Source organism: Variovorax sp. VRV01, assembly GCF_014852545.1.
GTDB lineage: Bacteria > Pseudomonadota > Gammaproteobacteria > Burkholderiales > Burkholderiaceae_C > Variovorax > Variovorax beijingensis_A.
This window is the reverse complement of the sequence record NZ_JACVBS010000002.1, coordinates 231158-253776: the sequence shown is the minus strand read 5'-3', so window position 1 is coordinate 253776 and position 22619 is coordinate 231158. Positions and strand designations below refer to the sequence as shown.

General features: G+C 65.8%; 21 protein-coding genes. All 21 read left to right on the top strand.

Translation table 11 applies throughout. The features are described 5' to 3' along the window. The first annotated feature begins 247 nt into the window (after positions 1–247). The 21 genes from IB278_RS04880 (at position 248) to trbJ (ending at position 22615) form a co-directional block, all read left to right on the top strand. The gene (locus IB278_RS04880) at positions 248–1237 is read left to right on the top strand and encodes a Bug family tripartite tricarboxylate transporter substrate binding protein (RefSeq protein ID WP_192322822.1); all 990 of its coding nucleotides are present in this window, start codon (positions 248–250) and stop codon (positions 1235–1237) included. Positions 1238–1250: 13 nt separating this feature from the next. Beyond that, complete coding sequence (locus tag IB278_RS04875) at positions 1251–2810, top strand: acetolactate synthase large subunit (RefSeq protein WP_145745764.1); 1560 nt, start codon at positions 1251–1253, stop codon at positions 2808–2810. 52 nt (positions 2811–2862) lie between these two features. Then, on the top strand, positions 2863–3657 hold the full coding sequence (locus tag IB278_RS04870; RefSeq protein WP_192322821.1) for an SDR family NAD(P)-dependent oxidoreductase: 795 nt from the start codon (positions 2863–2865) through the stop codon (positions 3655–3657). 23 nt (positions 3658–3680) lie between these two features. After that, positions 3681–4736: a WD40/YVTN/BNR-like repeat-containing protein gene (locus IB278_RS04865; RefSeq protein WP_145745762.1), complete on the top strand. Its 1056-nt coding sequence runs from the start codon at positions 3681–3683 to the stop codon at positions 4734–4736. Beyond that, on the top strand, positions 4729–5208 hold the full coding sequence (locus IB278_RS04860; RefSeq protein ID WP_145745761.1) for a VOC family protein: 480 nt from the start codon (positions 4729–4731) through the stop codon (positions 5206–5208). The genes IB278_RS04865 and IB278_RS04860 overlap by 8 nt, the downstream gene beginning before the upstream one ends. A gap of 50 nt (positions 5209–5258) precedes the next feature. Continuing rightward, on the top strand, positions 5259–5864 hold the full coding sequence (locus IB278_RS04855; protein WP_192322820.1) for an amino acid synthesis family protein: 606 nt from the start codon (positions 5259–5261) through the stop codon (positions 5862–5864). A gap of 9 nt (positions 5865–5873) precedes the next feature. Beyond that, positions 5874–6743 carry an alpha/beta fold hydrolase gene (locus tag IB278_RS04850; protein ID WP_145745759.1) on the top strand — a complete coding sequence of 290 codons (870 nt, stop codon included), beginning with the start codon at positions 5874–5876 and terminating at the stop codon, positions 6741–6743. Continuing rightward, positions 6740–7036 carry an NIPSNAP family protein gene (locus IB278_RS04845; protein ID WP_145745758.1) on the top strand — a complete coding sequence of 99 codons (297 nt, stop codon included), beginning with the start codon at positions 6740–6742 and terminating at the stop codon, positions 7034–7036. Before IB278_RS04850 ends, IB278_RS04845 begins: the two co-directional genes overlap by 4 nt. Before the next feature lie 26 nt (positions 7037–7062). Continuing rightward, positions 7063–8745, top strand: coding sequence for a bifunctional 3-(3-hydroxy-phenyl)propionate/3-hydroxycinnamic acid hydroxylase (locus IB278_RS04840; protein WP_192322819.1), 1683 nt, complete (start codon positions 7063–7065; stop codon positions 8743–8745). A 13-nt stretch (positions 8746–8758) separates the two neighbouring features. Further along, a complete protein-coding gene (locus IB278_RS04835; protein WP_192322981.1) occupies positions 8759–10186 on the top strand; it encodes an NAD-dependent succinate-semialdehyde dehydrogenase in 1428 nt (475 codons plus the stop codon). 25 nt (positions 10187–10211) lie between these two features. Then, on the top strand, positions 10212–11687 hold the full coding sequence (locus IB278_RS04830; RefSeq protein ID WP_192322818.1) for an NAD-dependent succinate-semialdehyde dehydrogenase: 1476 nt from the start codon (positions 10212–10214) through the stop codon (positions 11685–11687). Positions 11688–11693: 6 nt separating this feature from the next. Beyond that, positions 11694–12290, top strand: coding sequence for a nitroreductase family protein (locus IB278_RS04825; RefSeq protein WP_192322817.1), 597 nt, complete (start codon positions 11694–11696; stop codon positions 12288–12290). A gap of 196 nt (positions 12291–12486) precedes the next feature. Further along, on the top strand, positions 12487–13950 hold the full coding sequence (locus IB278_RS04820) for an APC family permease (RefSeq protein ID WP_192322980.1): 1464 nt from the start codon (positions 12487–12489) through the stop codon (positions 13948–13950). Between the two features lie 73 nt (positions 13951–14023). Then, on the top strand, positions 14024–14959 hold the full coding sequence (locus IB278_RS04815) for a LysR family transcriptional regulator (RefSeq protein WP_225612720.1): 936 nt from the start codon (positions 14024–14026) through the stop codon (positions 14957–14959). Between the two features lie 263 nt (positions 14960–15222). Continuing rightward, entirely contained in the window at positions 15223–17223 is a 2001-nt protein-coding gene (locus IB278_RS04810; RefSeq protein WP_192322816.1) for a conjugal transfer protein TraG, read from the top strand. Continuing rightward, positions 17220–17687, top strand: a complete 468-nt coding sequence (locus IB278_RS04805) for a CopG family transcriptional regulator (RefSeq protein WP_145745753.1) — start codon at positions 17220–17222, stop codon at positions 17685–17687. Before IB278_RS04810 ends, IB278_RS04805 begins: the two co-directional genes overlap by 4 nt. After that, positions 17671–18726 carry a P-type conjugative transfer ATPase TrbB gene (gene trbB / locus IB278_RS04800; protein WP_410000808.1) on the top strand — a complete coding sequence of 352 codons (1056 nt, stop codon included), beginning with the start codon at positions 17671–17673 and terminating at the stop codon, positions 18724–18726. The genes IB278_RS04805 and trbB overlap by 17 nt, the downstream gene beginning before the upstream one ends. Then, positions 18723–19055 (top strand): TrbC/VirB2 family protein, encoded by a 333-nt coding sequence (locus IB278_RS04795; RefSeq protein WP_192322815.1) that lies wholly within the window; start codon positions 18723–18725, stop codon positions 19053–19055. The genes trbB and IB278_RS04795 overlap by 4 nt, the downstream gene beginning before the upstream one ends. After that, positions 19052–19336: a VirB3 family type IV secretion system protein gene (locus IB278_RS04790; protein ID WP_145745751.1), complete on the top strand. Its 285-nt coding sequence runs from the start codon at positions 19052–19054 to the stop codon at positions 19334–19336. The genes IB278_RS04795 and IB278_RS04790 overlap by 4 nt, the downstream gene beginning before the upstream one ends. A 19-nt stretch (positions 19337–19355) precedes the next feature. Beyond that, entirely contained in the window at positions 19356–21854 is a 2499-nt protein-coding gene (gene trbE / locus IB278_RS04785) for a conjugal transfer protein TrbE (RefSeq protein ID WP_192322814.1), read from the top strand. Next, on the top strand, positions 21851–22615 hold the full coding sequence (gene trbJ / locus IB278_RS04780) for a P-type conjugative transfer protein TrbJ (RefSeq protein ID WP_145745749.1): 765 nt from the start codon (positions 21851–21853) through the stop codon (positions 22613–22615). Before trbE ends, trbJ begins: the two co-directional genes overlap by 4 nt. The last annotated feature ends 4 nt before the right edge of the window (positions 22616–22619 follow it).

Sequence of the window (22619 nt, the reverse complement as noted above, 5' to 3'; positions counted from 1 at the left end):
CGCCGTTGTCGGCTTCTTGCTCGCTTCGAAATGATCGATCAATATCTCATATTGAGAAAAATATGCATGTTATACGCGTGAAAATGACAAATAATATTGCATTATTTTGGCTAATCGATAAACTTGCAAAATTCCTCGCAGAATGAAAGAGCTCTGGCAGGGGTAGTCGGGCCGTTGGCCCCGGCCCAGCGAGCGCACGCCCCGCTCGAAGCCGCACGTCGTCAGTCGGGGTGTTCAGGAGTTCGAGATGAACAGGAATTGCTTTCGGCAAACATGTGCCGCCCTGGTGATGCTTTTCGCCGCGTGTCTGGCCCCGGCTCCAGCCTGGGCCGAGGGCGGTTGGCCATCCCGGCCGATCCGCATCGTCGTTCCGTACCCGCCAGGTACGGGGCCGGACGTGATGGCTCGCCTGGTGACGGAAGGAATGGCGAAGGAGCTCAAGACCGCCTTCGTCGTGGAAAACAAGGCGGGGGCCAACGCGATCATCGGGACGTCGGAGGTAGTGAAGTCGCCGGCCGACGGCTATACCTTCCTGCTGGTCGACCGGCTCACCCTCACGGTCAATCCGCTGCTCTACCAGCCGCTGCCGTTCGACCCCCGGAAGGATCTCGTCTCGGTCAGCAACATCGCCGACGTGAATCTGTATCTCGTGGCCAGTGCGCAGGTGCCTGCCAACGATTTCAGATCCTTCATCGCCTACGTCAAGGCGCATCCCGGGGAGGTGCCGTTCGGCACCGGCGGCGTTGGCAGCGTCATGCACCTGAACATGGAGTTGCTGCAAGCAGGCACCGGCGTGCAGTTCCTGCACGTGCCGTACAAGGCGCTCGCGGAAGTCATTCCCGCCATGCTCGGTGGCCAGGTGGTGGCGACGTCGGGCGGCGTGGAGGCTCTGCTGCCCCATGTGCAAAAGGGCAGCCTGAAGCTGCTGGCTGTCGGCGCCAGCGCGCGCACGCCGGTGGCACCGAATGTGCCGACGATCACCGAGGCCGGCGGGTCCGACATGCTGCTGTCCACCTCCTACTCGCTGCATGCCAAGGCAGGCACCCCTGCAGAAATCCTGGCGCGAATGAACGCAGCCCTGGCCAAGGTGCTGGCCGCTCCCGACCTGCAGGCCTGGGCGTCCGCCCGAGGCCTGCGGGCCGGGGCTTCCAAGCCCGCGGAGCTCGACGCGCAGATCGCCGTCGACGCCGAGCGTGTCGGCAAGCTGGTGCGCGAGCGCGGCATCAAGGTGCAATAAGAGGAACAAGGCAATGAAGAAAATGACCGGCGCCGAGGCGCTCTGGCTCGCGCTTGCAGGCGAAGGTGTGGACACCTGCTTTGCCAATCCGGGCACCACCGAACTCGACCTGGTGCGTGCACTGGAGCAGCGCGATGAAATCCGATGCGTGGTCGGCCTGCAGGAAAACGTCTGCACGGGAGCGGCCGACGGGTACGGCCGCATGCTCGGGCGTCCCGCGGCAACGCTCCTGCACCTGGGGCCGGGGTTTGCCAACGGCATCGCGAACCTGCACAACGCGCGGCGCGCACGCACGCCGATCGTCAACCTCGTCGGCGATCACGCCAGCTGGCATTTGCCATATGACGCGCCGCTGACCTCCGACATCGAATCGCTCGCGCGGCCCGTCTCTGGCTGGGTGCACCGCATCGACAGTGTCGACGACAGCGCGGCCGCGGCCGCCGAGGCTGTGCGACAAAGCGTTGCAGCAGGTGGGCGCGGCACGACGCTGATCTTCCCCGCCGATTTTCAGGCGGGCGATGTCACGCAGGCCGCCAAGATCGAAAGGCCTGGCGCCACCAGCACGAGCGCCGAGGGCGGCCCCGACACAGCACAATGCATCGAGCGCCTGCGCGCAGCGCGGCGCGTGGTCTTCCTGTTGGGCGGTGGCGGAGAACTCTCTGGCTTGGGTCAGCGCGCTCAGCGCGCGACGGCCCGCCTGTGCACGCTGCTGGGCGCACAGGCCTATGCCGAGACCTTTCCGTCGCGTTCAGAGCGCGGGCAGGGGCTGCCGGCCTTCGATCGGTTGCCCTACTTTCCCGAGCCGGCGCGCGAAGTGCTGGATGCGGCCGAACTCGTCGTGCTCGTCGGCGCGCTGCCGCCGGTGACGTACTTCGGCTATGCGGGTCACCCGAGTTTGCTGGTCGATGCCGAACGGTTGCTGGTCATCAGCGAGCCGGGGCAGCCAGTGGCCGGGCGGCTCGAGGAAATGGCCGATGCCCTGGGGGCGCCGGCCTACCAGGCGGCCGTGTCGTCGCTGCCGGACGCGCCCGAGGGCGCGCTGACGCCGGCCAGGATCGCAGCGGTTCTGGCGCGCGAATTGCCGGCGGGCGCGATTGTCTCGGTTGAGGGCGGGACTTGCGGCTACCCCTTCTATGCGGCGTCTTCGGCCGCCCGTCCGCATACCACGCTCACCAACACCGGAGGTGCCATCGGGCAGGGGCTTCCCGTGGCGATGGGCGCGGCCATCGCCTGCCCGGAGCGCAAGGTGGTCGGGCTGCTGTCGGACGGCAGCACCCAGTACACGATCCAGACGCTGTGGTCGCTCGCGCATGAAAACCTCGACGTGGTCGTGCTGATCGCAGCGAACCACCAGTACGCCATCCTGCGCAACGAACTGCGGCGCGATGGCGCGGCGCTCGGCACACGGGCGGAGGCCCTGACTGCGCTGGATCACCCGCGCATCGACTGGGTGGGGCTTGCCGAGGCCTACGGCGTCCCCGCAACGCGCGCGCACACCGCCCAAGAACTGACCGAACAACTTCAACGCGCGTTCGGGCGAAGCGGCCCTGCGCTCATCGAAATGGCCCTTTGAGGGCGCAACGTCAGGGCGCCGGCAGGCGGCCTGCATCAATCAAGGAGAACATATGGATCTGAAACTCAGGGGCAAGGTCGCGGTCGTGACCGGCGGCAGCCTTGGCATTGGCCGGGCCGTGACGCAGGCGCTGGCGGCCGAAGGCGTGCGCGTGGCGATCGTGGCGCGCAGCAAGGAGCCGCTCGAACAGGCGGCGCGCGAAATCAGCGAACAAACCGGCATCGAGATTCTTGCTGCGCCCGCGGATGTCAGCAGCACCGAGCAGGTCGACGCCATGATGAGCAGGGTCGCGGCGCATTTCGGCCGAATCGACATTCTCGTCAATGGGGCTGCCCACCCGGGCGGTCTGGTGCGCAGCGAGATCGAGAACGCCAGCCCCGAAGGGCTGCTGGAAGACATCAACATCAAGGTGGTGGGCTACATGCGCTGCGCCAAGGCGGCCGCGCCCCACATGCGCAATGGCGGCTTCGGCCGCATCATCAACATCGGCGGCCTCACGGGCCGCGGCAGCAAGCAACTCTCGGGCATGCGCAACGTGGCGATCTGCCACTTGACCAAGACGCTTTCCGACCAACTCGGCCCGTCGGGTATCACGGTCAACGTGATCCATCCCGGCGTGGTGGAAACACCGCACATCCACGAGCTCTACGCCAAGGAGGCCAAGCTACAGGGCCTCACGCCGGATCAGGTGGAGGCGAACTACGCCAGGGCCACGCCCATCCGCCGCGTGCTGCAGCCCAACGAGATTGCCGATGCCGTGCTGTTCCTCGCCTCCGAACGAGCGGGCGCGATCACCGGAGAGTCGATCGCGGTGGACGGCGGCATCACGCGCGGCATCTTCATCTGAGCAAAGCGAAGGAGCACTCAATCATGCAAGGAACGATTCTTGTGGGAACCGCGGGGCAGGGCATCCTGCGCAGCGCAGACGACGGCGCGACATGGCATCGCCTCGGGTTGAAGGAAGCCATCGAGTTCGATGGCGTCGTGCGAAGTCTTCTGGTGGACCCTCGGGACCCGAACCGGATCTTCGCGGGTGCGGACGCCGGCATTTGCCTGAGCGAAGACGCGGGTGCGCATTTCAGGCGCCTCGAATCGCCCGCGAACGGAATGCATGTCTGGTCCATCGCGATCGACCCGCGCGACTCCAATGTCATCTACGCAGGAACGGGCGCGCCTTCTCGCGCCGCGATGTTCCGCTCGCTCGATGGGGGTCAGAGCTGGACGCGGCTTGGCATCGAATTGCCGGAGTTCTGCGGCGGCGTAAACCGTCCGCGGATCCTCACCATCTGCGTGGACGCCGATGACGGCGCGGTGTGGTTCGGCGTAGAGGAGGGCGGTGCCTGGCACAGCCTGGACCAGGGCGAGACCTGGCGCCGCGCGGACGATGCGCAAAGCGGCATCCTCAACGGCGACATCCACGCCATCACCATCCTTCCGGCCCGCGGCGGCCGGCCCAAGACCCATCTGCTCGCCACGGTGAATTCGGTCTATACCAACCGCGACGGTGGCTACGGGCCGTGGGCCGCGGAAAGTTCGGCCGATCGCTTCGATGGCATGTACTACACCCGCACGCTCGCACCTCTGGAGGGCGCGGAGGACGTGCTGCTGGTGGCCATCGGCGATGGCACGCCGGGCACGCGCACGCAGATCTACCGCTCGCTCGACCGTGGCGCGACATGGTCGGCGGCACTGCTTCATGCGGTGCCCAACTCCACGTTCTGGGCGTTGGGAACGCACGCCGCAGACCCTCAGTTTGTGTTGGCCGGCACCAAATACGGTCACCTCTTCCGTTCCATGGACGCGGGAAAAACCTGGTTCAAGGACTGGCGCGACTTCAGCGAGATCACCGCAGTGGCATGGACGCCGGTCGTCGCCGCCGTCAAGGCGCACCCGAAATCCACTCTCGGGGCGAAGCCACATGACTGATACGACGACCCGGACCGTGCGCCCGAAGATTCGCCGCACGCACCTCTCGCTCTTTGTGTCGAACCCCTTCGCATCGGCAAGTTGGTACGAGCGCGTGCTGGGCATGCAGGAAACCGCGCGCGGCGAGCAGTGGGTGTTCATGAGCTTCGGACAGAAGCACCATGACATCGCGTTGATCCGCCCGGAGCCGGGCATCGTTGTGGGCGGCTGTGCGCTGCAGCACTACGGCCTGGAAATCGATGGCGACATCACGGAACTGCGGCGGCTCTACGGGCAACTGCTCAAGGCCGGAGTGGAGGTGGTCAAGACCACCGACCACAAGGTGGGCTACGGCCTGTACTTCAACGACCCGGATGGTCATCGCTTCGAGTTCTTCTGCGAAACCGTCCACGACGATGAGGAGGGCAAGCGAGTGCTGCATAACTACAACGCGCCTAGCGACCACTTCGAACTGGAGCCGCTGTACGACTGAGTGCGGCGCGCTTTCCCCTTCCTGTTCTTCAACATTCACACATCATTCTCATGACCAAGTCAGCCAATTTCAGCGTCTTTCACATCCGCAAGTGGTACCTGCAGATCGAGGACACCCTCGCAGGCGAAACCGGCGCGCCGGCCGATGGCGACCCACTGCGCAAGATCGTCATTGCGGCTTCCATCCACAACCCGTTCGCCGGCAGGTTCGTCCAGGACCTGTCTGCCTGGATCGAGCCGTCGCCCGAACTGGGGCGCGAGTTCGGTCGCCGCATCCAGGAGGCTGCCCAGGGCCGCGCGATCGAGAGCTACGGCAAGGCCTGCCTCGTGGGCATCGACGGCGAGTACGAGCATGGCAACGCGCTGCTCACCAATCCGGCAGCCAACCCGATCCGCGACGCACTCGGCGGCGGCAAGTCCTGGGTGCCTTCCACCGGAAAGCGTGGCGGTCCCGGCGCCGCGATCGACATCCCGCTGGCGCACAAGGACGCGCTGTACGTGCGTTCGCACTACGACACCGTGACCGCCCAGTTCAGCGACGGCCCCAACCGCGACGAGGTCATCGTCTGCTGGGCCTTCGCCACCCGCGGACGCCTCAACGCGCGGCTGGGGGGCCTGAAGGCCTCCGAGGTCAAGGGCCAGGACGGCTTGTACTGAAAGACGCACATGGAGCGGCGCGACTACACGCTGGCCCTGTCGGGGCTGAACTTCCACGTCAGCGAGTGGGGGGCGGAACAGGGATGGCCCGTCGTCATGCTCCACGGCATTCGCGGCTACGCCGAGACCTTCGCTGGCATCGCGGCGGCCCTGCATCCCGGCTTCCGCGTCATTGCGTTCGATCAGCGCGGGCGCGGCGGCTCTGACTGGGACCCCGCTCACAACTACTATGCCGACGCCTACGTGGCGGATGTGGAGGCCATCGTTCAACAGTTGGGGCTCGACCGCTTCGACCTGTTGGGTCACTCCATGGGAGGCATCAACGCGATCGTCTATGCCGCGCGCCATCCCGGGCGTGTGCGGCGCCTGGTGATCGAGGACGCCGGCCCCGGCGCCTTCGAGACGAGCGACGGCGCGACACGCATCCGCAAGGAACTCGCAACGACGCCGGAGCGCTTCGAGTCCTGGGAGGCCGCCGGCGAATTCATGCGGGCGCTGCGTCCCACGGTGAGCGAAGAGGCCCGGCAGCAGCGCTTGCACAGCATGCTCAAGCCCCTGCGCGAGGGCGGCTACACCTGGCGCTACGACCATGCCGGCATTGCGGCGACGCGGCTGAACCCCGACCCGGCGCGTGTCGTTGATCTTGAGCCGTGCCTGTCGGCCATCGGTTGCGAGACCCTGGTAATCCGCGGGGGGCGATCCGACTACCTGCAGCCGTCGATGGTCGAGCGCATGCAGGCGTTGAATCCGCGCATCGCGAGCATCGAGATCCCGGACGCCGGCCACTACGTGCATGACGACCAGCCGGCCTTGTTCCAGCAGGCGGTTTCCGATTTTCTCGATCGGGGTCTGTTCCATGCAGGAAAGGGCGCACCGTGATCCACGAACTTCGAACCTATACCCTCGTACCAGGCGGCACGCGCGAGTACTTGCGCATCTACAACGAGACGGCGCGAGCGCTGCAGACCCGCATGCTGGGCAACCTGGTGACGCTGATGACGCCGGAGAGTGGTGATCTCAATCAGCTTGTCTTTCTCTGGGCCTATGACAGCCATGAAGAGCGCGCGCGTCGACGTGCCCAGTTGATGGCCGACGCCAGCTTCACGGAGTTTCGCAAGAGCGTGCGCCACTTGCTGGTCCGGCAGGACAGCCGCCTTCTCACCGCCGCCTGAGTCGGTGGGCACGGAGACAAGAACCTATGAAAATCCCCACGGACATTCCGGTGCTGATCGTCGGCGCGGGCCCGGTCGGCGTCTCCATCGCCAACCTGTTGGGCCACTACGGCACCGCTTGCCTGGTCGTCGAGCGCAACCTGCAGGTGCTGAACTATCCCCGCGCGGTGGGCCTCGACGATGAGGCGCTGCGCACCTTCCAGGCGGCCGGCCTGGCCGAGGCGATGCTGCGCGACATGATCCAAAACGTGCCGATGCGCATGTACACCGCCGGCAAGCGCTGTTTTGCGGAGATCCTGCCGAGCACGCGCGAGTTCGGCTGGTTTCGTCGCAATCTTTTTTCACAGCCGCTCGGCGAGCTGACGCTGCGCCAGGGGCTCGAACGCTTCCCGCACGTGAACCTTTGTCCCGGCGTGGAGCTGGTTCATCTGGTCCAGGACGATGAGGGCGTGACGGCGACCTTGCGCGACGCAGAGGGGGCCGAGCACCGGGTGCGCGCAGGCTACCTCGTGGCATGCGACGGCGGACGCAGCATGGTGCGCGAAGGCATCCTCAAGTTGCCTTTCGAAGGGCGCACGCATCCAGCCAAGTGGGTGGTGATCGAATGCGACCACGATCCCCTGGACGCGCCCTATACCGCGTTGCACTGCGAGCCTCAAAGGCCCTACGTGTGCCTGAGGCTCCCCTATGGGCTGCGGCGCTGGGAGTTCATGCTGTTTCCGGGCGAAGACGGCGAGCAGATGCTGCAGCCTGAGAAGGTGCGAGAACTGCTGGGCCGGCATGTGGCAGAACCCGACAAGCTCAACGTGATCCGCGCCCGCGTGTACACGCACAACTCTCGCGTGGCCGGCGCGTTCGTCGTCGGGCGCGTTTGCCTGGCCGGGGATGCTGCACACATCACGCCGCCATGGATCGGCCAGGGGTTGAATGCGGGCCTGCGCGACGCCTTCAACCTGGCCTGGAAGCTAGCCTGGATCCTGCAGGGACGGATGAAGCCCGAGTTGCTGGCGAGCTATCACGAAGAGCGCCACGCGCACGCCAAGGCGATGATCGATCTGGCGGACTTGTTCGGCTCCGTGCTGTCCCAGCGCAACCGCTTCGTGGCCTGGATGCGTGACCGTTTCTTCCTGTCCATCAAGAACATTCCGCGCGTGCGCGACTACGTGCTGCAGATGAAGTTCAAACCCATGCCGCGCTTTACAAAAGGTGTTGTCCTGAACAGTGGCGATGCGCGGAGCGACGAATTGGTGGGGCGCATGTTCATCCAACCCAACGTCGAGCGCGAAGCCGGGCGCACCCAGCGCCTGGACGATATGGTCGGTGCGCGCTTCGCGCTGCTGAGCTGGTGCGGCGACGCACTGGCGGGTGCACCCGCCTGTTTGCGGGAGCAGCTCGAGCGTCTGGGCTGCGACCACTATGTCGGCGTGCGCTCGCGCAGCATCAGGAGCGAGGCCTGTTCTCACGTGCCGGTCCAGCCATCGGGAACAGTGATCGAGGACGTGGAGAACACGCTGCACTTCTGGTTCCAGGCCAAAGGTGTCGACTGGGTGCTGATCCGCCCGGACCGCTTCATCGCGGCCGCTGGCAAGGCGGGCGATTCGGTGCCGCAGCTTTCGACATTTTGCGAAACCGTACTGCCGCCAACTGGCTCTGTTTTCGCCGGCTCGGCGAGCGCCTCCGAGCAGTCCCGCTTGCCGGCGCATGCCTGAGGAAACCATGATGTTGTATCCCGAGCTTTCCCTCTATGTCGGCGGCCGCTTTCTGAATGGCGATGGCCGTCCAGGACAGGACGTGCGTGATCCCGCCACCTTTGATCTGCTCGGGCGCCTGCCCTGGGCAACGCGCGAGGACGTCGATGCGGCACTGAGGGCCGCACACCGGGCGTTCCAGTCCTGGCGGCGCAGTTCGCCGATGGAGCGTTCCGAGGTGTTGCGCAAGGCGGCAGCGCTGGCACGCGAGCGCGCCAGCGAGATCGGGCATGGCATCACGCTGGACAACGGAAAGCCATTGCCGGAAGCAGTGGCCGAGGTGCTCAACGCCGTCGAGCATATCGAATGGCACGCGGAGGAATGCCGTCGCATCTACGGCCGTGTCGTGCCATCGCGCACTCCCGCGGTGCGTCAGCTCGTGGTGCGCGAGCCGGCAGGCGTCTGCGTCGCATTCAGCCCTTGGAACTTTCCATTTGGCCAGGCGATGAAGAAGGTCGTGGCCGCGATCGGCGCCGGTTGCACCGTCGTGCTCAAGGGGCCGGAAGAATCGCCAAGCGCCATTGTGGCGATGGCTCGCTTGTTCCACGACGCGGGACTGCCCGAAGGCGTGTTCAACATCGTGTGGGGCGTGCCAAGCGAGATCTCGCGCCAATTGATCGAATCGCCCCTGGTGCGGGTCGTCTCGTTCACCGGCTCGGTTCCGGTGGGCAGGCATCTCGCGGCGCTCGCGGGCTCGCACATGAAGCGAATGAACATGGAACTCGGCGGTCATGCGCCGGTTCTGGTATTCGATGATGCTGACGTAGAGCAGGCCGCGACTCTGCTTGCGCGACTGAAGACCCGCAATGCCGGCCAAGTGTGCGTCTCGCCCTCGCGCTTCTTTGTCCAGGCAGGCATCCACGACCGCTTCGTGGCCAGTTTCGCCGATGCGATGCGCGGCGTGAAGGTGGGCCATGGCTTGGAAGAGGGCGTCCAAATGGGGCCACTGATCCACGAGAGGCGCCTGCAAGCCATACGCGAACTCGTGGACGACGCAGTGCAGGCGGGCGCGCAGGTGCTCGCAGGCGGCGGCACATTGGGCGAGCGCGGCCATTTTCACGAGCCGACCGTGATCGCTAACGTGCCGCAGCACGCTCGCGTCATGCGTGAGGAACCATTCGGACCCCTGGCCGCCCTCGCGCGTTTCGATACGGTGGACGATGCATTGCGCCTGGGCAACGCGCTCCCTTTCGGCCTGGCTGCCTACGTCTTCACGCAGTCGACCCAGACCTCGACGCGCGTGGCCAACGAACTGGAGGCCGGCATGGTCAACATCAACCATTCCGGCATGGCGCATCCCGAGCTGCCTTTCGGCGGCGTGAAGGACAGCGGCTTCGGCAGCGAGGGCGGCACCGAGTCCTTCGACAGCTTCCTGGTGACCAAGCTGATCACCCAGATCTGAAACCTCAACCCCGAGTTCCTGCACCATGTTGAACCTGCGAGACCCTTCTCTGCTTCGAGAGCAATGCTTCGTGGCGGGTCAGTGGATATCTGCCGCCCGAACCATCGCCGTCACCAACCCCGCCTGTGGCGCCGTGGTGGCTCACGTACCGCGCCTGGGTGCCACCGAAACCCGCCAGGCGATCGACGCCGCGAATGGTGCGTGGCCCGCATGGCGCGCGCGCACGGCCCATGACCGCTCGGCGCTGCTGGCGCGCTGGCACGCGCTGATCCTGGAGAACCAGGACGACCTCGCCAGAATCATGACTGCCGAGCAAGGCAAGCCGCTGGCGGAAGCGCGCGGCGAGATTGCCTACGCGGCGTCCTTCATCCAATGGTTCGCCGAGGAGGCCAAGCGGGTCTACGGCGAGACGATTCCTTCGCCGATCTCCACCCAGAGGATCGTGGTGACCAAGGAGCCCGTGGGTGTGTGCGCGGCAATCACGCCCTGGAATTTTCCCGCTGCGATGATCACGCGCAAGGCGGGACCGGCATTGGCCGCGGGTTGCGTCATGGTCGTCAAGCCGGCGAGCCAGACACCGTTGACGGCGCTTGCTCTCGCGGCGTTGGCCGAACGTGCAGGGATTCCTTCGGGCGTGCTGTCGGTAGTCACCGGGTCGGCTGGCGACATCGGGACGGAGTTGGCGACCAATCCGTTGGTGCGCAAGCTTAGTTTCACCGGCTCCACCGAAGTCGGGCGACATCTGATGCAGCAGACCGCGGCGACAGTAAAGAAGGTGTCGATGGAACTGGGAGGCAATGCACCTTTCATCGTCTTCGAAGATGCAGATCTCGACGCCGCGGTGGAAGGGGCCATCGTGTCCAAGTTCCGCAATGCAGGCCAGACCTGCGTATGCGCCAACCGGCTGTACGTGCACTCCAAGGTCTACGACCAGTTTGCACGCAAGTTGGCGGACGCGCTGAAGGCGCTGAAGGTGGGGTCCGGCGAGGAGGAGGGCGTACGCATCGGGCCGTTGATCGACGACGCGGCCGTGCGGAAGGTCGAGGAACATCTGGCTGACGCGCTAGAAAGAGGGGCGCAGGTGATCACCGGTGGCGGCAGGCATGCGCTGGGGCGCAGCTTCTTCGAGCCGACCGTGCTCGTGGGCGTCACCCAGGCCATGCGCGTCGCGCGCGAGGAGACCTTCGGGCCGCTCGCGCCCCTGTTTCGCTTCGAGACAGAAGACGAAGTCGTCGCGATGGCGAACGACACCGAATTCGGCCTGGCAAGCTATTTCTATGCACGCGATCTCGGCCGCGTGTGGCGTGTCGCGGAGCGCCTCGAGTACGGCATGGTTGGCGTGAACACCGGGCTGATCTCCAACGAGGTGGCGCCGTTCGGCGGTGTCAAGCAATCGGGCCTCGGACGCGAGGGATCGCGCCATGGCATCGAGGACTACTTGGTCATCAAGTACATCAACATGGCGGGAATCGAGAGCCCGCGAACGAATCAACTCAACTAGGAAACCATGACTGAAGCACGCCAGCCCGATCACCCGATCAATTCCCTGTTCGTCGACCGCTGGTCGCCGCGCGCATTCACGGGCGAGCCGATTGCCAAGCCCATGCTGCTGAGCCTGCTGGAAGCAGCTCGGTGGGCACCCTCGGCATACAACGCGCAGCCATGGCGCTTCATCTATGCGCAGCGCGAGACCCTCAGTTGGGAGCCGATCTTTGCTACGCTGGTGGAATTCAACCAAGGCTGGGCCCAGCATGCAGCTGCACTGGTGGTCATCGTGTCGGCCAGGCAAGCCGTGTTTCCAGGGCAGACAGATGCCGCGCCCAACGCATGGCATTCGTTCGATGCCGGCGCGGCGTGGGCCAGCATCGCCTTCCAGGCCACGCTCGCGGGCTGGTCCGCCCATGGGATGGCGGGCTTCGATGCAGATCGGCTGCGAAAGGCCGCAGGCATTCCAGACACCTACGCGCTGGAAGCGGTGTTGGCGATTGGCAAGCAGGGCGACAAGGCCTTGCTTGCCGAGGGGCTGCGCGCTCGCGAGATGCCCAACGGACGACTGCCGCTGACCCAATTGGCAGCCGAGGGGCGGTTCACTTTCAGCGAATGAAGCATCGGCTGGATGTGCCACGACTGGTCTCGCGCACAACGGCCGCGCAATGGCTTGCCGATCCGGGATACCGCGCAGCAGGCTTCTATTCATAGACTGCCGGCCACCCCTCTGCTGCAACCGAGCAGGTTCGCGCCCACCCGCAATTCCGGCTTCGAACATCGCATGCCGAGTCAGGAGACAGTACATGGAAGTTATGAACACCTTGTTGGAGCGGCCACAGGAGGCTGCCGCAGTCCGCTCCACCACTCTGCGCCGTTCAACGCTCAGCGCGGGGTTTATCACACTGCTGGTGATCTCGGCGGCAAGCCCATTGAGCGTTGTCGCTGGCGGCTTTCCGCTTGGGATCATGCTGGGCAACGGTGCCGGCACGCCCGCGCTGGTTGTTGTGGCGCTGGCGCTGCTGTTGCTGTTCGCCGTGGGCTACACGGCGATGGCCACTTGCGTCACAAGTGCAGGGGGCTTCTATGCCATGGTTGCCCGCGGCCTTGGTGGAAGCGCCGGCGGCGCTGCGGCGATGGTGGCGATCCTGGGCTACCTCACACTGCAATTCGGGCTATACGGCCTGCTGGGCGCTGTCTCGTCCGAGGCCTTGCTTGCCCAGTTTGGGCTGAGTGTTCCATGGTGGGCCTGCGCACTGGCAGCCATGGCGACGGTAGCGTACTTCGGCTATCGCCAGATCGACTTCTCCGCGAAGGTGCTGGCCGGCTTCGTCGTTGCGGAATATGCGGTGGTGCTGATTCTTGATGTGCTGATTCTCAGCCAGGGAGGGGCGGACGGTATCAACTTCAAGTCCTTCGCCCCGCAGGTGATCGCTGGCGGAAACCCGTTCATCGGATTGCTCTTCTGCTTTGCGGCCTTCATAGGCTTCGAGGCGACGACTATCTACAGCGAGGAAGCCAAGGATCCCAAACGCAGCATCCCGATCGCCACATACGCCGCGCTGTTGCTCGTGGGCGGCTTCTACTCGTTCTCGCTGTGGTGCCTGGTGCTGGGTGCCGGCACTGACAAGGTCGCTGCCACGGTTGCTGCCTTGGGTGACCCAACGAATTTCCTGTACACCTTGTCAGATACCTATGCGGGATCGCATTTGACCATGATCCTGCGCGGCATGTTCATCGTCAGTATCTATGCAGGATTGATCGCATTTCACAACTCGACCGCGCGCTATTTCTACTCGATGGGACGTGAACGCTTGCTGCCATCACGGCTCGGCTGGACACATCCCAGGCACAAGAGCCCGCATATTGCTTCGCTGTTGCAGACGGCCTTGTGCGCCGCCGTGGTGATCGGCTTCGCCGTGGCCCGTGCAGATCCGGTCCTGACGATGTTCTCGTGGCTGAGTAACCTGGCCACGGTCTGTGTGCTCTTGCTGATGATCGCCACCGCGATCTCGGTGATTAGGTTCTTTCGCCGCGCATCGCACGGTTATGGCAAGGTCCGGATCCTGCTGCTGCCGGCGTTGGCGGGAATGGGGCTTTGCGTGGTCCTGGTGCTTGCGGTTGCGAACTTCCATATTTTGACGGGCGCCAGCGAAAGGAGTGCTCTCGCTTTGATCGGTCTGTTGCCGATCGCAGCGTCTGTCGGGTGGTTGGCGGCAGGTCGACTCAAGCGCCGTGACCCCGCGCGTTTCGCGAATCTCGGCCAAGATCGCGACTAGGATGACTTGATCGGTTGATTGAGATGGCACCGCAACTCGAAAGTTCGAAGCGGCTCGCTCCGACATCGGCACCATGGCCGCCCGTGACCGAGTTCTGTCTTGCCTCATTGCTCGCGCGCAGATGATCGAACTGCGCCACCTTCGCCATTTCATGGCCGTTGCAGAGGAACTGAGCTTCCGTCGCGCCGCCGAGCGAGTCCATATCGACCAGACTCCACTGTCGCGAACCGTCCGTGACCTGGAAGACCGAATGGGCGTGGCTCTTTTAATTCGAAAGCCCCGCAGACTCGAGCTCACTCCCGCAGGTGCCAAATTGCTTGATCATGCGCGAGGACTTTTCTTGCGTCTGGAGCGCATTAAACGCGTCATACGCGAAACCGATGCACGCTATCGCGAGCCCTTGCGCATCGGCGCGGACGACAGCACGGTGCAGCCCAGGCTGGCCGAATGCCTGACCCGCTGGCGGGAACTTGTCCCCGATATCCCAGTGGAGCTGACGGAAATGCGCCCGGCAGAACTCTTGGCCGCGCTGCGCAGCGAGGAGATGGATGCAGGGTTCTCCTTCGGCCTGCCAGATAGTGAAGCCATCGCACAACATGTGGCCTGGATGAGCCCCATCGTGGCGTTGCTTCCAAGAGCACATGAACTCGCCTGCCGCGAGGTGGTTTCCCTTGCCGAGTTGTCATCCTTCCCCGCCATCGCCTGCAGTGCTTCCTACCATCCAGGACTATGTCAGCAGATGAAGGCAGTACGTCGGCGATATTCTGTAGCTCCGACAATCGTCGGGGAGGCTCGCACACTGACAGGCTATCTGACCCGTGTGGCGGCAGGTCAGGGGGTTGGGGTTGCAGATGCTGACCACATGCGGGCACTGCGACGTACGGACGTCGTGGTCGTGCCGCTCGCCGAACCGGTGCACTTCACAACCTACGTGCTGCACAAGCACCGGCGCAATGGCCTGCCCGAATCGCTGCAACGGTTTCTTACCCACGCCACAGCTTTGAACTGAACGTTACGGTGCGGGATTGCAAGGCGAACTGCCTCGCTCCAACAGCCATGGAGTTGTCGAGCTGCCCGTGGAATGCTCCCGTCATGACAGCCTGAAGGCTCATGCACTCAGCAGAAGAAGGAGTCGCAAGCCAGTCCCACGCCAACGTACGCCACGCCACGCCCCCATGGGTGTGCCGCCCGGCGGCTTGATTCCAGACTCATGCCTGCGTGCCGCAGCGGCACACATGTGCTGGAACTCATACGCCTGGGAGGTGGCGCCCTATGCCGACAGCAGCGACCGGCATCCTGTTCGGACAGATATTCGTGGTGCTCGGCGTCGCCTTGGGCGGGGTGTGGGCGGCCACGCAGTGGACGGCGCACGCGCTGGGTTACCAATCGAGGCTCGGGCCCTGGTGGTTCGAGGTTTCCGGCGTGCCAGTCTACGAGCCGTGGAAGCTGTTCGCGTGGTGGTACTTCTACGAGACCTATGCGCCCCAGGTGTTCAAGCGTGGTGGGGTCATAGCCGCATTGAGCGGGATGTCGGCGACGGGCGCAGCCATTGCGATGGCCGTATGGCGCGCGCGGATGGCCAAGCGCGTCACAACTTACGGTTCCGCGCGCTGGGCCGAGCGTGAGGAGATCGACAAGGTCGGACTGACGAAGCCGGCAGGTGTGTTCCTCGGCAAGACTTCGGACAAGAGCGGCGCCTATCTGCGTCATGAGGGCCCAGAGCATGTGATGGCGTTCGCGCCCACGCGCTCCGGCAAGGGCGTCGGGCTCGTGGTGCCCACACTGCTGTCCTGGCCCGGCTCGGCCGTGATCCACGACATCAAGGGCGAGAACTGGAATCTCACGGCTGGCTGGCGCGCTCGCTTCTCGCACTGCCTGCTGTTCAATCCGATCGAGGCGCGCTCGGCTGCCTACAACCCGCTGCTCGAAGTGCGCCGCGGCGCGCACGAGGTGCGCGACGTGCAGAACATCGCGGACATCCTGGTCGATCCTGAGGGCGCACTCGAGCGGCGTAACCACTGGGAGAAGACCAGCCATGCGCTGTTGGTCGGGGCGATCCTGCATGTGCTCTACGCGGGTGAGGACAAGACGCTGCGTGGGGTGGCGAACTTCCTTTCCGATCCCGCATGCCCCTTCGAGGTCACGCTGCACCGGATGATGACGACGCGGCACCTGGGTGAGGACATCCATCCGGTCGTTGCTTCGGCTGCCCGTGAGGTGCTCAACAAGAGCGACAACGAGCGCTCCGGGGTGCTGTCCACGGCCATGTCCTTCCTGGGGCTGTATCGCGACCCGACGGTGGCTGAAGTCACCTCGCGCTGCGACTGGCGCATCGCCGACCTGATCTCGGCGAAACACCCGGTCTCGCTGTACCTGGTCGTCCCGCCCTCGGACATCAGCCGCACCAAGCCGCTGATCCGCCTGATCCTCAACCAGATCGGACGGCGCCTCACCGAATCGCTCGACGGGTCCGATGGCATCGCACGGCTCCACAAACTGCTGCTGATGCTCGACGAGTTCCCGGCGCTGGGCCGACTGGACTTCTTCGAATCTGCGCTGGCGTTCATGGCCGGCTACGACCTGCGTGCCTTCCTGATCGCGCAGTCCCTGAACCAGATCGACAAGGCCTATGGCCCGAATCACGCGATTCTTGACAACTGCCATGTGCGCATTGCGTTCGGCACCAACGACGAGCGCACGGCCAAGCGCATCTCGGAGGCGCTGGGGACGGCCACCGAGTTGCGCGCGCAGCGCAACTACGCGGGGCACCGGCTCGCGCCGTGGCTGGGCCACCTTATGGTCTCGCGCCAAGAGACGGCGCGGCCGCTGCTGACGCCGGGCGAGGTGATGCAGCTGCCACCCGACGACGCGGTGGTGATGGTCTCCGGCCATCCGCCGATCAAGGCTAGGAAGCTGCGCTACTACCAGGACCGCAACTTCACGCGGCGTGTGCTGCCACCACCGGCGCTGGCTGCGGGCTTCTACGCGGATCGTCCTGCGACACGGCCCGACGACTGGAGCGGACTGGCGCCGCTGATCGCTCCTGAGTCTTTGTCGTCAGTCGATGCGGGTGGCTTTGCCGACGAGGGCGGCTACCAGCTCAAGCCCGAGCTGGAAGTCGTGCGCGACACGCCGGCGCTGCCGGAGGACGACAGCCTGCTGGTGCTCTATGACGAGGACGACGTACCGCTGGGGCCGCGGGACGTGGGTCGTCAGCTCACGCGCACTGCGCGCCTCGCCGCGCTGGACCCTGACGACGGGATCGCCCTATGAGCCGGGCTCGCCTCAACATCTTCATCGAGCCGGAGCACGCCAAACGGCTGGATCGGCTGGCGGTGCACAAGGGTGTCTCGAAATCTGCCGTGATCGCCGCGGCGCTGGCGTCGTTCCTGTCGCCCGATGGCGGCGACCAGCGCGAGGCTGCGATCGCCAAACGCCTGGACCGGCTCTCGCGCCAGTTCGACCGGCTGGAGCGCGACCAGAACATCCTGATCGAAACGGTCGCGCTCTATGTCCGCTATTTCCTCACCGTCTCGATCCCGGTGCCCGAGGGCCAGCAGGAAGCCGCACGCGCGCAGGGGCGGGCCCGCTATGTGCAGTTCATCGAGCAGCTCGGGCGGCACCTGCAGCGCGGGCGCAGTCTGGTACGCGAGGTCCATGAGGAGATCGAGCCTGAAGCGGCGCCAATGCACGCAGGGCAGGAGCCGGAGGAGGCCGCTGATGGTCCAGCCGTCTGATCGTTCTTCCGGCTCGTCGCCAGGCGTCGTGGACAACGCGGTGGCCCGGCGCATCCGCATGTTGCGCACCGCCATGGGGCCAGAAATCGCAGCGGCCCTCGCCGATCCGGAAGTTGTGGAGGTGCTGCTCAACCCCGATGGTTCGCTGTGGGTGGACCGGCTCGGCAGCGGCCGCGCGCCGACCGACGCGGCGCTGCCGCCGCCTGTGGCCGAACGCATCATCCGGCTCGTCGCCGCGCACGTGCGCGCCGAGGTGCATGCCGGTATGCCGATCCTCTCGGCCGAGCTGCCCGAGACCGGCGAGCGTTTCCTGGGCGTATTGCCGCCGGTGGTGCGGGCGCCGTCCTTCGCGATCCGCAAGCGGGCGCTGCGCATCATGACCCTCGCGCACTACGTGGCCGACGGCATCCTGACCGAAGCGCAAGCCGCGTTCCTGCGGCGGGCGGTGCGCGACCGCCTGAACATCGTGGTGGCCGGCGGCACCAGCACGGGCAAGACGACGCTCGCGAACGCGTTGCTCGACGAGATCGCCGACACCCGAGATCGGGTGCTGATCCTCGAGGACACGGTGGAGTTGCAATGCCGCTCCGACGACCACGTGAGCATGCGCAGCGAACCGGGCGTGACCACCATGGCCGACCTGGTGCGCGCCACCTTGCGGCTGCGGCCCGACCGCATCGTGGTCGGCGAGGTGCGCGGCGCCGAGGCGCTGGACCTGCTCAAGGCCTGGGGCACCGGGCATCCGGGCGGGATCGCCACCGTGCATGCCGGCTCCGCGCAGGGCGCCCTCACGCGGCTGGAGCAACTGGTGCAGGAGGTCTCCGTGACGGTGCCGCGCGCCCTGATTGCCGAGGCGGTCCACGTCATCGTCTTCATCGCCGGGCGCGGCCGTGCCCGGCGGGTGCGCGAAATCGCGCGTGTCGTCGGCCATGACAGCGAAGGCTACCAGTTCGATACCTCGGCGGTGCCCGGCTTCCCGTTGCTCTCTTCGTCCCTCTCTGCTCCTTCCATCCCTTCGTCTTCTGGAGAACCGTCATGACGATTCCACGCAGTTCCGTAAAGCCGCTTCTGCACGCGGCTGCTGCGGCAGCGCTCTTACTGGCCGTCGCGCTGCCCGCGCGGGCTGCAGGCTCGAACATGCCCTGGGAAGCACCGCTGCAGTCGATCCTCGACTCGATCCAGGGGCCGGTGGCCAAGATCGTCGCGGTGATCATCATCATCGTGACGGGCCTGACACTGGCTTTTGGCGACACCAGTGGGGGCCTTCGCAAGCTGATCCAGATCGTGTTCGGCCTGTCAATCGCGTTCGCTGCGTCCAGTTTTTTCCTGACCTTCTTCAGCTTCTCGGGCGGGGCGGTGCTGGCATGAACGCGCCGACTGTCTTCTCGCCGGGCGTCGCGCCAGGCTTCGAGATCCCGCTGCACCGGTCCCTCACAGAGCCGATCCTGCTGGGCGGCGCGCCGCGTACCGTGGCGATCGCCAACGGCACGCTGGCCGCTGCCGTGGGACTGGGACTGCAGCTCTGGCTGCCCGGCGTCGCGCTCTGGATCGTCGGCCACGCGCTGGCTGTCTGGGGTGCGAGGCTGGATCCGCAGTTCATGCAGGTCTTTGCGCGGCACATCAAGCAGCGTCCGCTGCTGGACGCGTAAGGCGGGAAGGGGAGACGCGATGCTGAATCTCGCCGAATACCGAAAGCGGCCGGCGCTGCTGGCCGACTGGCTGCCCTGGGCCGGCCTGGTCGCGCCCGGGGTCGTGCTCAACAAGGATGGATCGTTCCAGCGCACGGCGCGGTTTCGCGGGCCGGACCTGGACAGCGCCACGCAGGGCGAGTTCGTCGCCACCTCGGCGCGTTTGAACAACGCGCTACGGCGGCTCGGCTCGGGTTGGGCGCTGTTCGTGGAGGCCGAGCGGCGCGAAGCGGCAGGCTATCCCGAGTCTTCGTTCCCCGAGGCGCTCTCCTGGCTGGTCGACGAGGAGCGCCGCGCGGCCTTCGAGGAGGACGCCAGCCACTTCGAGAGCCGCTACCACCTGACGCTGCTGTGCCTGCCGCCCGAGGAGTCGAAGGCACGCGCCACGGGCCTGCTCTACGAGAACGCCGGGACGAAAGAAAAGTCGGGATCGGATGCCTCGAATGGGTCGGACTGGAGAGGACGGCTGGAAGCTTTCGTCTCCGAGACAGAGCGCTTCCTCGGCCTGCTCGAAGACGTGATGCCCGAGATAGGCTGGCTTGACGATGCCCAAACGCTGACCCACCTGCACGGCTGCGTGTCCACGCGTCGGCATGCGGTCGCAGTGCCCGAGGTCGCGATGCACCTCGATGCGCTGCTGGCCGACGAGCCGCTGACGGGCGGGCTGGCGCCGATGCTCGGGGGCCGGCATCTGCGCGTGCTGTCAGTGCGCGGCTTTCCCACCTCGACCTGGCCGGGCCTGCTCGACGACCTCAACCGCCTGGGCTTCGCCTACCGCTGGAGCACGCGCTTCCTGTGCCTGGACAAAGCCGAGGCGGAGAAGGAGCTCGTGCGCCTGCGCCGCCAGTGGTTCGCCAAGCGCAAGAACATCGTAGCCTTGCTGCGCGAGACGATCTTCCAGCAGGAGAGCCCTCTGGTCGACTCCGACGCTTCGAACAAGGCGGCGGATGCCGACGCGGCGCTGCAGGAGCTCGGCAGCGACCAGGTGGCTTTCGGCTACGTGACCGCCACCGTGACGGTGCTCGATGCCGACGCAACGGCGGCCGACGAGAAGCTGCGTGCGGTCGAGCGCACGATCCAGGGCCGGGGCTTCGTCACGATCCCTGAAACACTCAATGCGGTCGAGGCCTGGCTGTCGTCGATCCCGGGCCATGCGTACGCGAATGTGCGCCAGCCCATCATCTCGACCTTGAACCTCGCGCACATGTTGCCGGTGTCAGCCGTGTGGGCAGGCCCCGAGCGCAATGCGCACCTCGACGGGCCACCGCTGATCGTCACGCGCACCGATGGCGCGACACCGTTCCGGCTGGTCACGCACATCGGCGACGTCGGCCACACGCTGGTGGTCGGGCCGACCGGCATGGGCAAGTCGGTGCTGCTCGCCACACTGGCGCTGCAGTTCCGCCGCTATGCCGGCTCGCGCATCCTGGCCTTCGACATGGGGCGCTCGATGCGCGCCACGGTCCTCGGGCTCGGCGGCGAGCACTACGACCTCGGTACCGATGGAGAGATCGCTTTTCAGCCACTGGCGCGCATCGACCAGGACAGATACCGCACCTGGGCGGCGGAGTGGGTGGAGGGACGGCTTCGGCAGGAGGGCCTCGAGGTCGGGCCGGCCGAGCGGGAGATGGTGTGGTCCGCGCTGGCCAGCCTCGCCAGCGCGCCGCCCGAGCAGCGCACGATGACGGGCCTGGCGGTGTTGCTGCAGTCGAACGCCCTGCGCCAGGCGCTGGCGCCCTACGTGCTCGGCGGTGCGCACGGGCGGCTGCTGGACGCGGACCGGGATCGGCTGGGGACCTCCTCCGTCCAGTGTTTCGAGATGGAGGAGCTGATGCACGGCAAGGCGGCCGTGCTGGCTGTGCTCGGCTACCTCTTCGCGCGCTTCGACGAACGCTTCGACGGCGCGCCGACGCTCCTGATCTTGGACGAGGCCTGGCTGTTTCTCGACGACCCGGTGTTCGCGGCGCGCATCCGGCAGTGGCTCAAGACGCTGCGCAAGAAGAACGTCTCGGTCATCTTCGCCACGCAGAGCCTGGCCGACATCCAGAACTCCAGCATCGCGCCGGCCATTGTGGAGAGCTGCGCGAGCCGGATCTTCCTGCCCAACCCGCAGGCCACCGAACCGCAGATCCGCGTGATCTATGAGGGCTTCGGGCTCAACGGCCGGCAGATCGACATCGTCGCCACGGCGCAGCCCAAGCGTGACTACTACTACCAGTCGCGCCTGGGCAATCGGGTCTTCGAGCTCGGGCTCGGGCCGGTGGCGCTGGCCTTCGCGGGTGCGGCCTCGCCCGAGGATCAGCGCGCGCTCGACCGCGTGCAGGCCTCGGTGTTGCAGTCGCCGTTCACGCGAATGCCTTCGGTCTTCGCGGCAGCCTGGCTGCGCCACCGTGGTTTGGGTTGGGCCGCCGACCTCATCCCTTCGTTTTCATCTGCATCCCTATCCCCTTCCTCAACCCCGCAGGAGCCGTTGCCATGAACCTCCAATCTTCACTCAAACCCCGGATCGCCGCGCTGGTCGCGGCCGGCGCGATCGCTTTCGGTGTGGCCCCGCCGGCGCATGCGCTCTTCGGCGTCGGCGACACCGTGTTCGATGCTTCCAACTTCATCCAGAATATGCTGACGGCTGCCCGCGCGCTGGAGCAGATCAACAATCAGGTCGAGCAGTTGCAGAACGAGGCGCAGATGCTGAGCAACCAGGCGAGGAACCTCACGAGCCTGGACTTCAGCGCGCTGTCCGAGCTCAAGTCGACCCTGGCGGCCACGAACCAGCTGATCCAGCAGGCACAGGGGCTGGCCTTCAACGTCTCGCGCATGGAAGAGGAGTTCAAGCGGCTGTACCCCGAGTCCTTTTCGGCGGCGCTGTCCGGTGCCCAGATGGCCGGCGATGCGCGTCAACGCTGGCGCAACTCGCTGGAAGCACTGCGCACCGCCACACAGGTGCAGTCGCGGGCCATGCAGAACTTCGCGTCGGACGAGAAGGCGCTCACGGATCTTGTGAATCGCAGCCAGTCGGCCACCGGGGCCCTGCAGGCGATGCAGGCGACCAACCAATTGCTGGCGCTGCAGTCGCGCCAGGCGATCCAGGCGCAGCAGCTGCAGATCACGCAGGACCGCGCAATGGCCCTGGAGCAGGCGAGGCAGGTGGCGGTGCAGGAGCGCGCGCGCGAGGTGCGCCGGCGCTTCATGGGCAGCGGCACGCCGTACACGCCCTACAGCGTGAATTTCTACGGCCACTGAGGGG

Excerpts from the sequence above, each read along its gene's own strand:
- IB278_RS04880 (WP_192322822.1), top strand. The coding sequence starts at position 248 with ATGAACAGGAATTGCTTTCGGCAAACATGTGCCGCCCTGGTGATGCTT.
- IB278_RS04875 (WP_145745764.1), top strand. The coding sequence starts at position 1,251 with ATGAAGAAAATGACCGGCGCCGAGGCGCTCTGGCTCGCGCTTGCAGGC.
- IB278_RS04870 (WP_192322821.1), top strand. The coding sequence starts at position 2,863 with ATGGATCTGAAACTCAGGGGCAAGGTCGCGGTCGTGACCGGCGGCAGC.
- IB278_RS04865 (WP_145745762.1), top strand. The coding sequence starts at position 3,681 with ATGCAAGGAACGATTCTTGTGGGAACCGCGGGGCAGGGCATCCTGCGC.
- IB278_RS04860 (WP_145745761.1), top strand. The coding sequence starts at position 4,729 with ATGACTGATACGACGACCCGGACCGTGCGCCCGAAGATTCGCCGCACG.
- IB278_RS04855 (WP_192322820.1), top strand. The coding sequence starts at position 5,259 with ATGACCAAGTCAGCCAATTTCAGCGTCTTTCACATCCGCAAGTGGTAC.
- IB278_RS04850 (WP_145745759.1), top strand. The coding sequence starts at position 5,874 with ATGGAGCGGCGCGACTACACGCTGGCCCTGTCGGGGCTGAACTTCCAC.
- IB278_RS04840 (WP_192322819.1), top strand. The coding sequence starts at position 7,063 with ATGAAAATCCCCACGGACATTCCGGTGCTGATCGTCGGCGCGGGCCCG.
- IB278_RS04830 (WP_192322818.1), top strand. The coding sequence starts at position 10,212 with ATGTTGAACCTGCGAGACCCTTCTCTGCTTCGAGAGCAATGCTTCGTG.
- IB278_RS04825 (WP_192322817.1), top strand. The coding sequence starts at position 11,694 with ATGACTGAAGCACGCCAGCCCGATCACCCGATCAATTCCCTGTTCGTC.
- IB278_RS04820 (WP_192322980.1), top strand. The coding sequence starts at position 12,487 with ATGAACACCTTGTTGGAGCGGCCACAGGAGGCTGCCGCAGTCCGCTCC.
- IB278_RS04815 (WP_225612720.1), top strand. The coding sequence starts at position 14,024 with ATGGCCGCCCGTGACCGAGTTCTGTCTTGCCTCATTGCTCGCGCGCAG.
- IB278_RS04810 (WP_192322816.1), top strand. The coding sequence starts at position 15,223 with ATGCCGACAGCAGCGACCGGCATCCTGTTCGGACAGATATTCGTGGTG.
- IB278_RS04805 (WP_145745753.1), top strand. The coding sequence starts at position 17,220 with ATGAGCCGGGCTCGCCTCAACATCTTCATCGAGCCGGAGCACGCCAAA.
- trbB (WP_410000808.1), top strand. The coding sequence starts at position 17,671 with ATGGTCCAGCCGTCTGATCGTTCTTCCGGCTCGTCGCCAGGCGTCGTG.
- IB278_RS04795 (WP_192322815.1), top strand. The coding sequence starts at position 18,723 with ATGACGATTCCACGCAGTTCCGTAAAGCCGCTTCTGCACGCGGCTGCT.
- IB278_RS04790 (WP_145745751.1), top strand. The coding sequence starts at position 19,052 with ATGAACGCGCCGACTGTCTTCTCGCCGGGCGTCGCGCCAGGCTTCGAG.
- trbE (WP_192322814.1), top strand. The coding sequence starts at position 19,356 with ATGCTGAATCTCGCCGAATACCGAAAGCGGCCGGCGCTGCTGGCCGAC.
- trbJ (WP_145745749.1), top strand. The coding sequence starts at position 21,851 with ATGAACCTCCAATCTTCACTCAAACCCCGGATCGCCGCGCTGGTCGCG.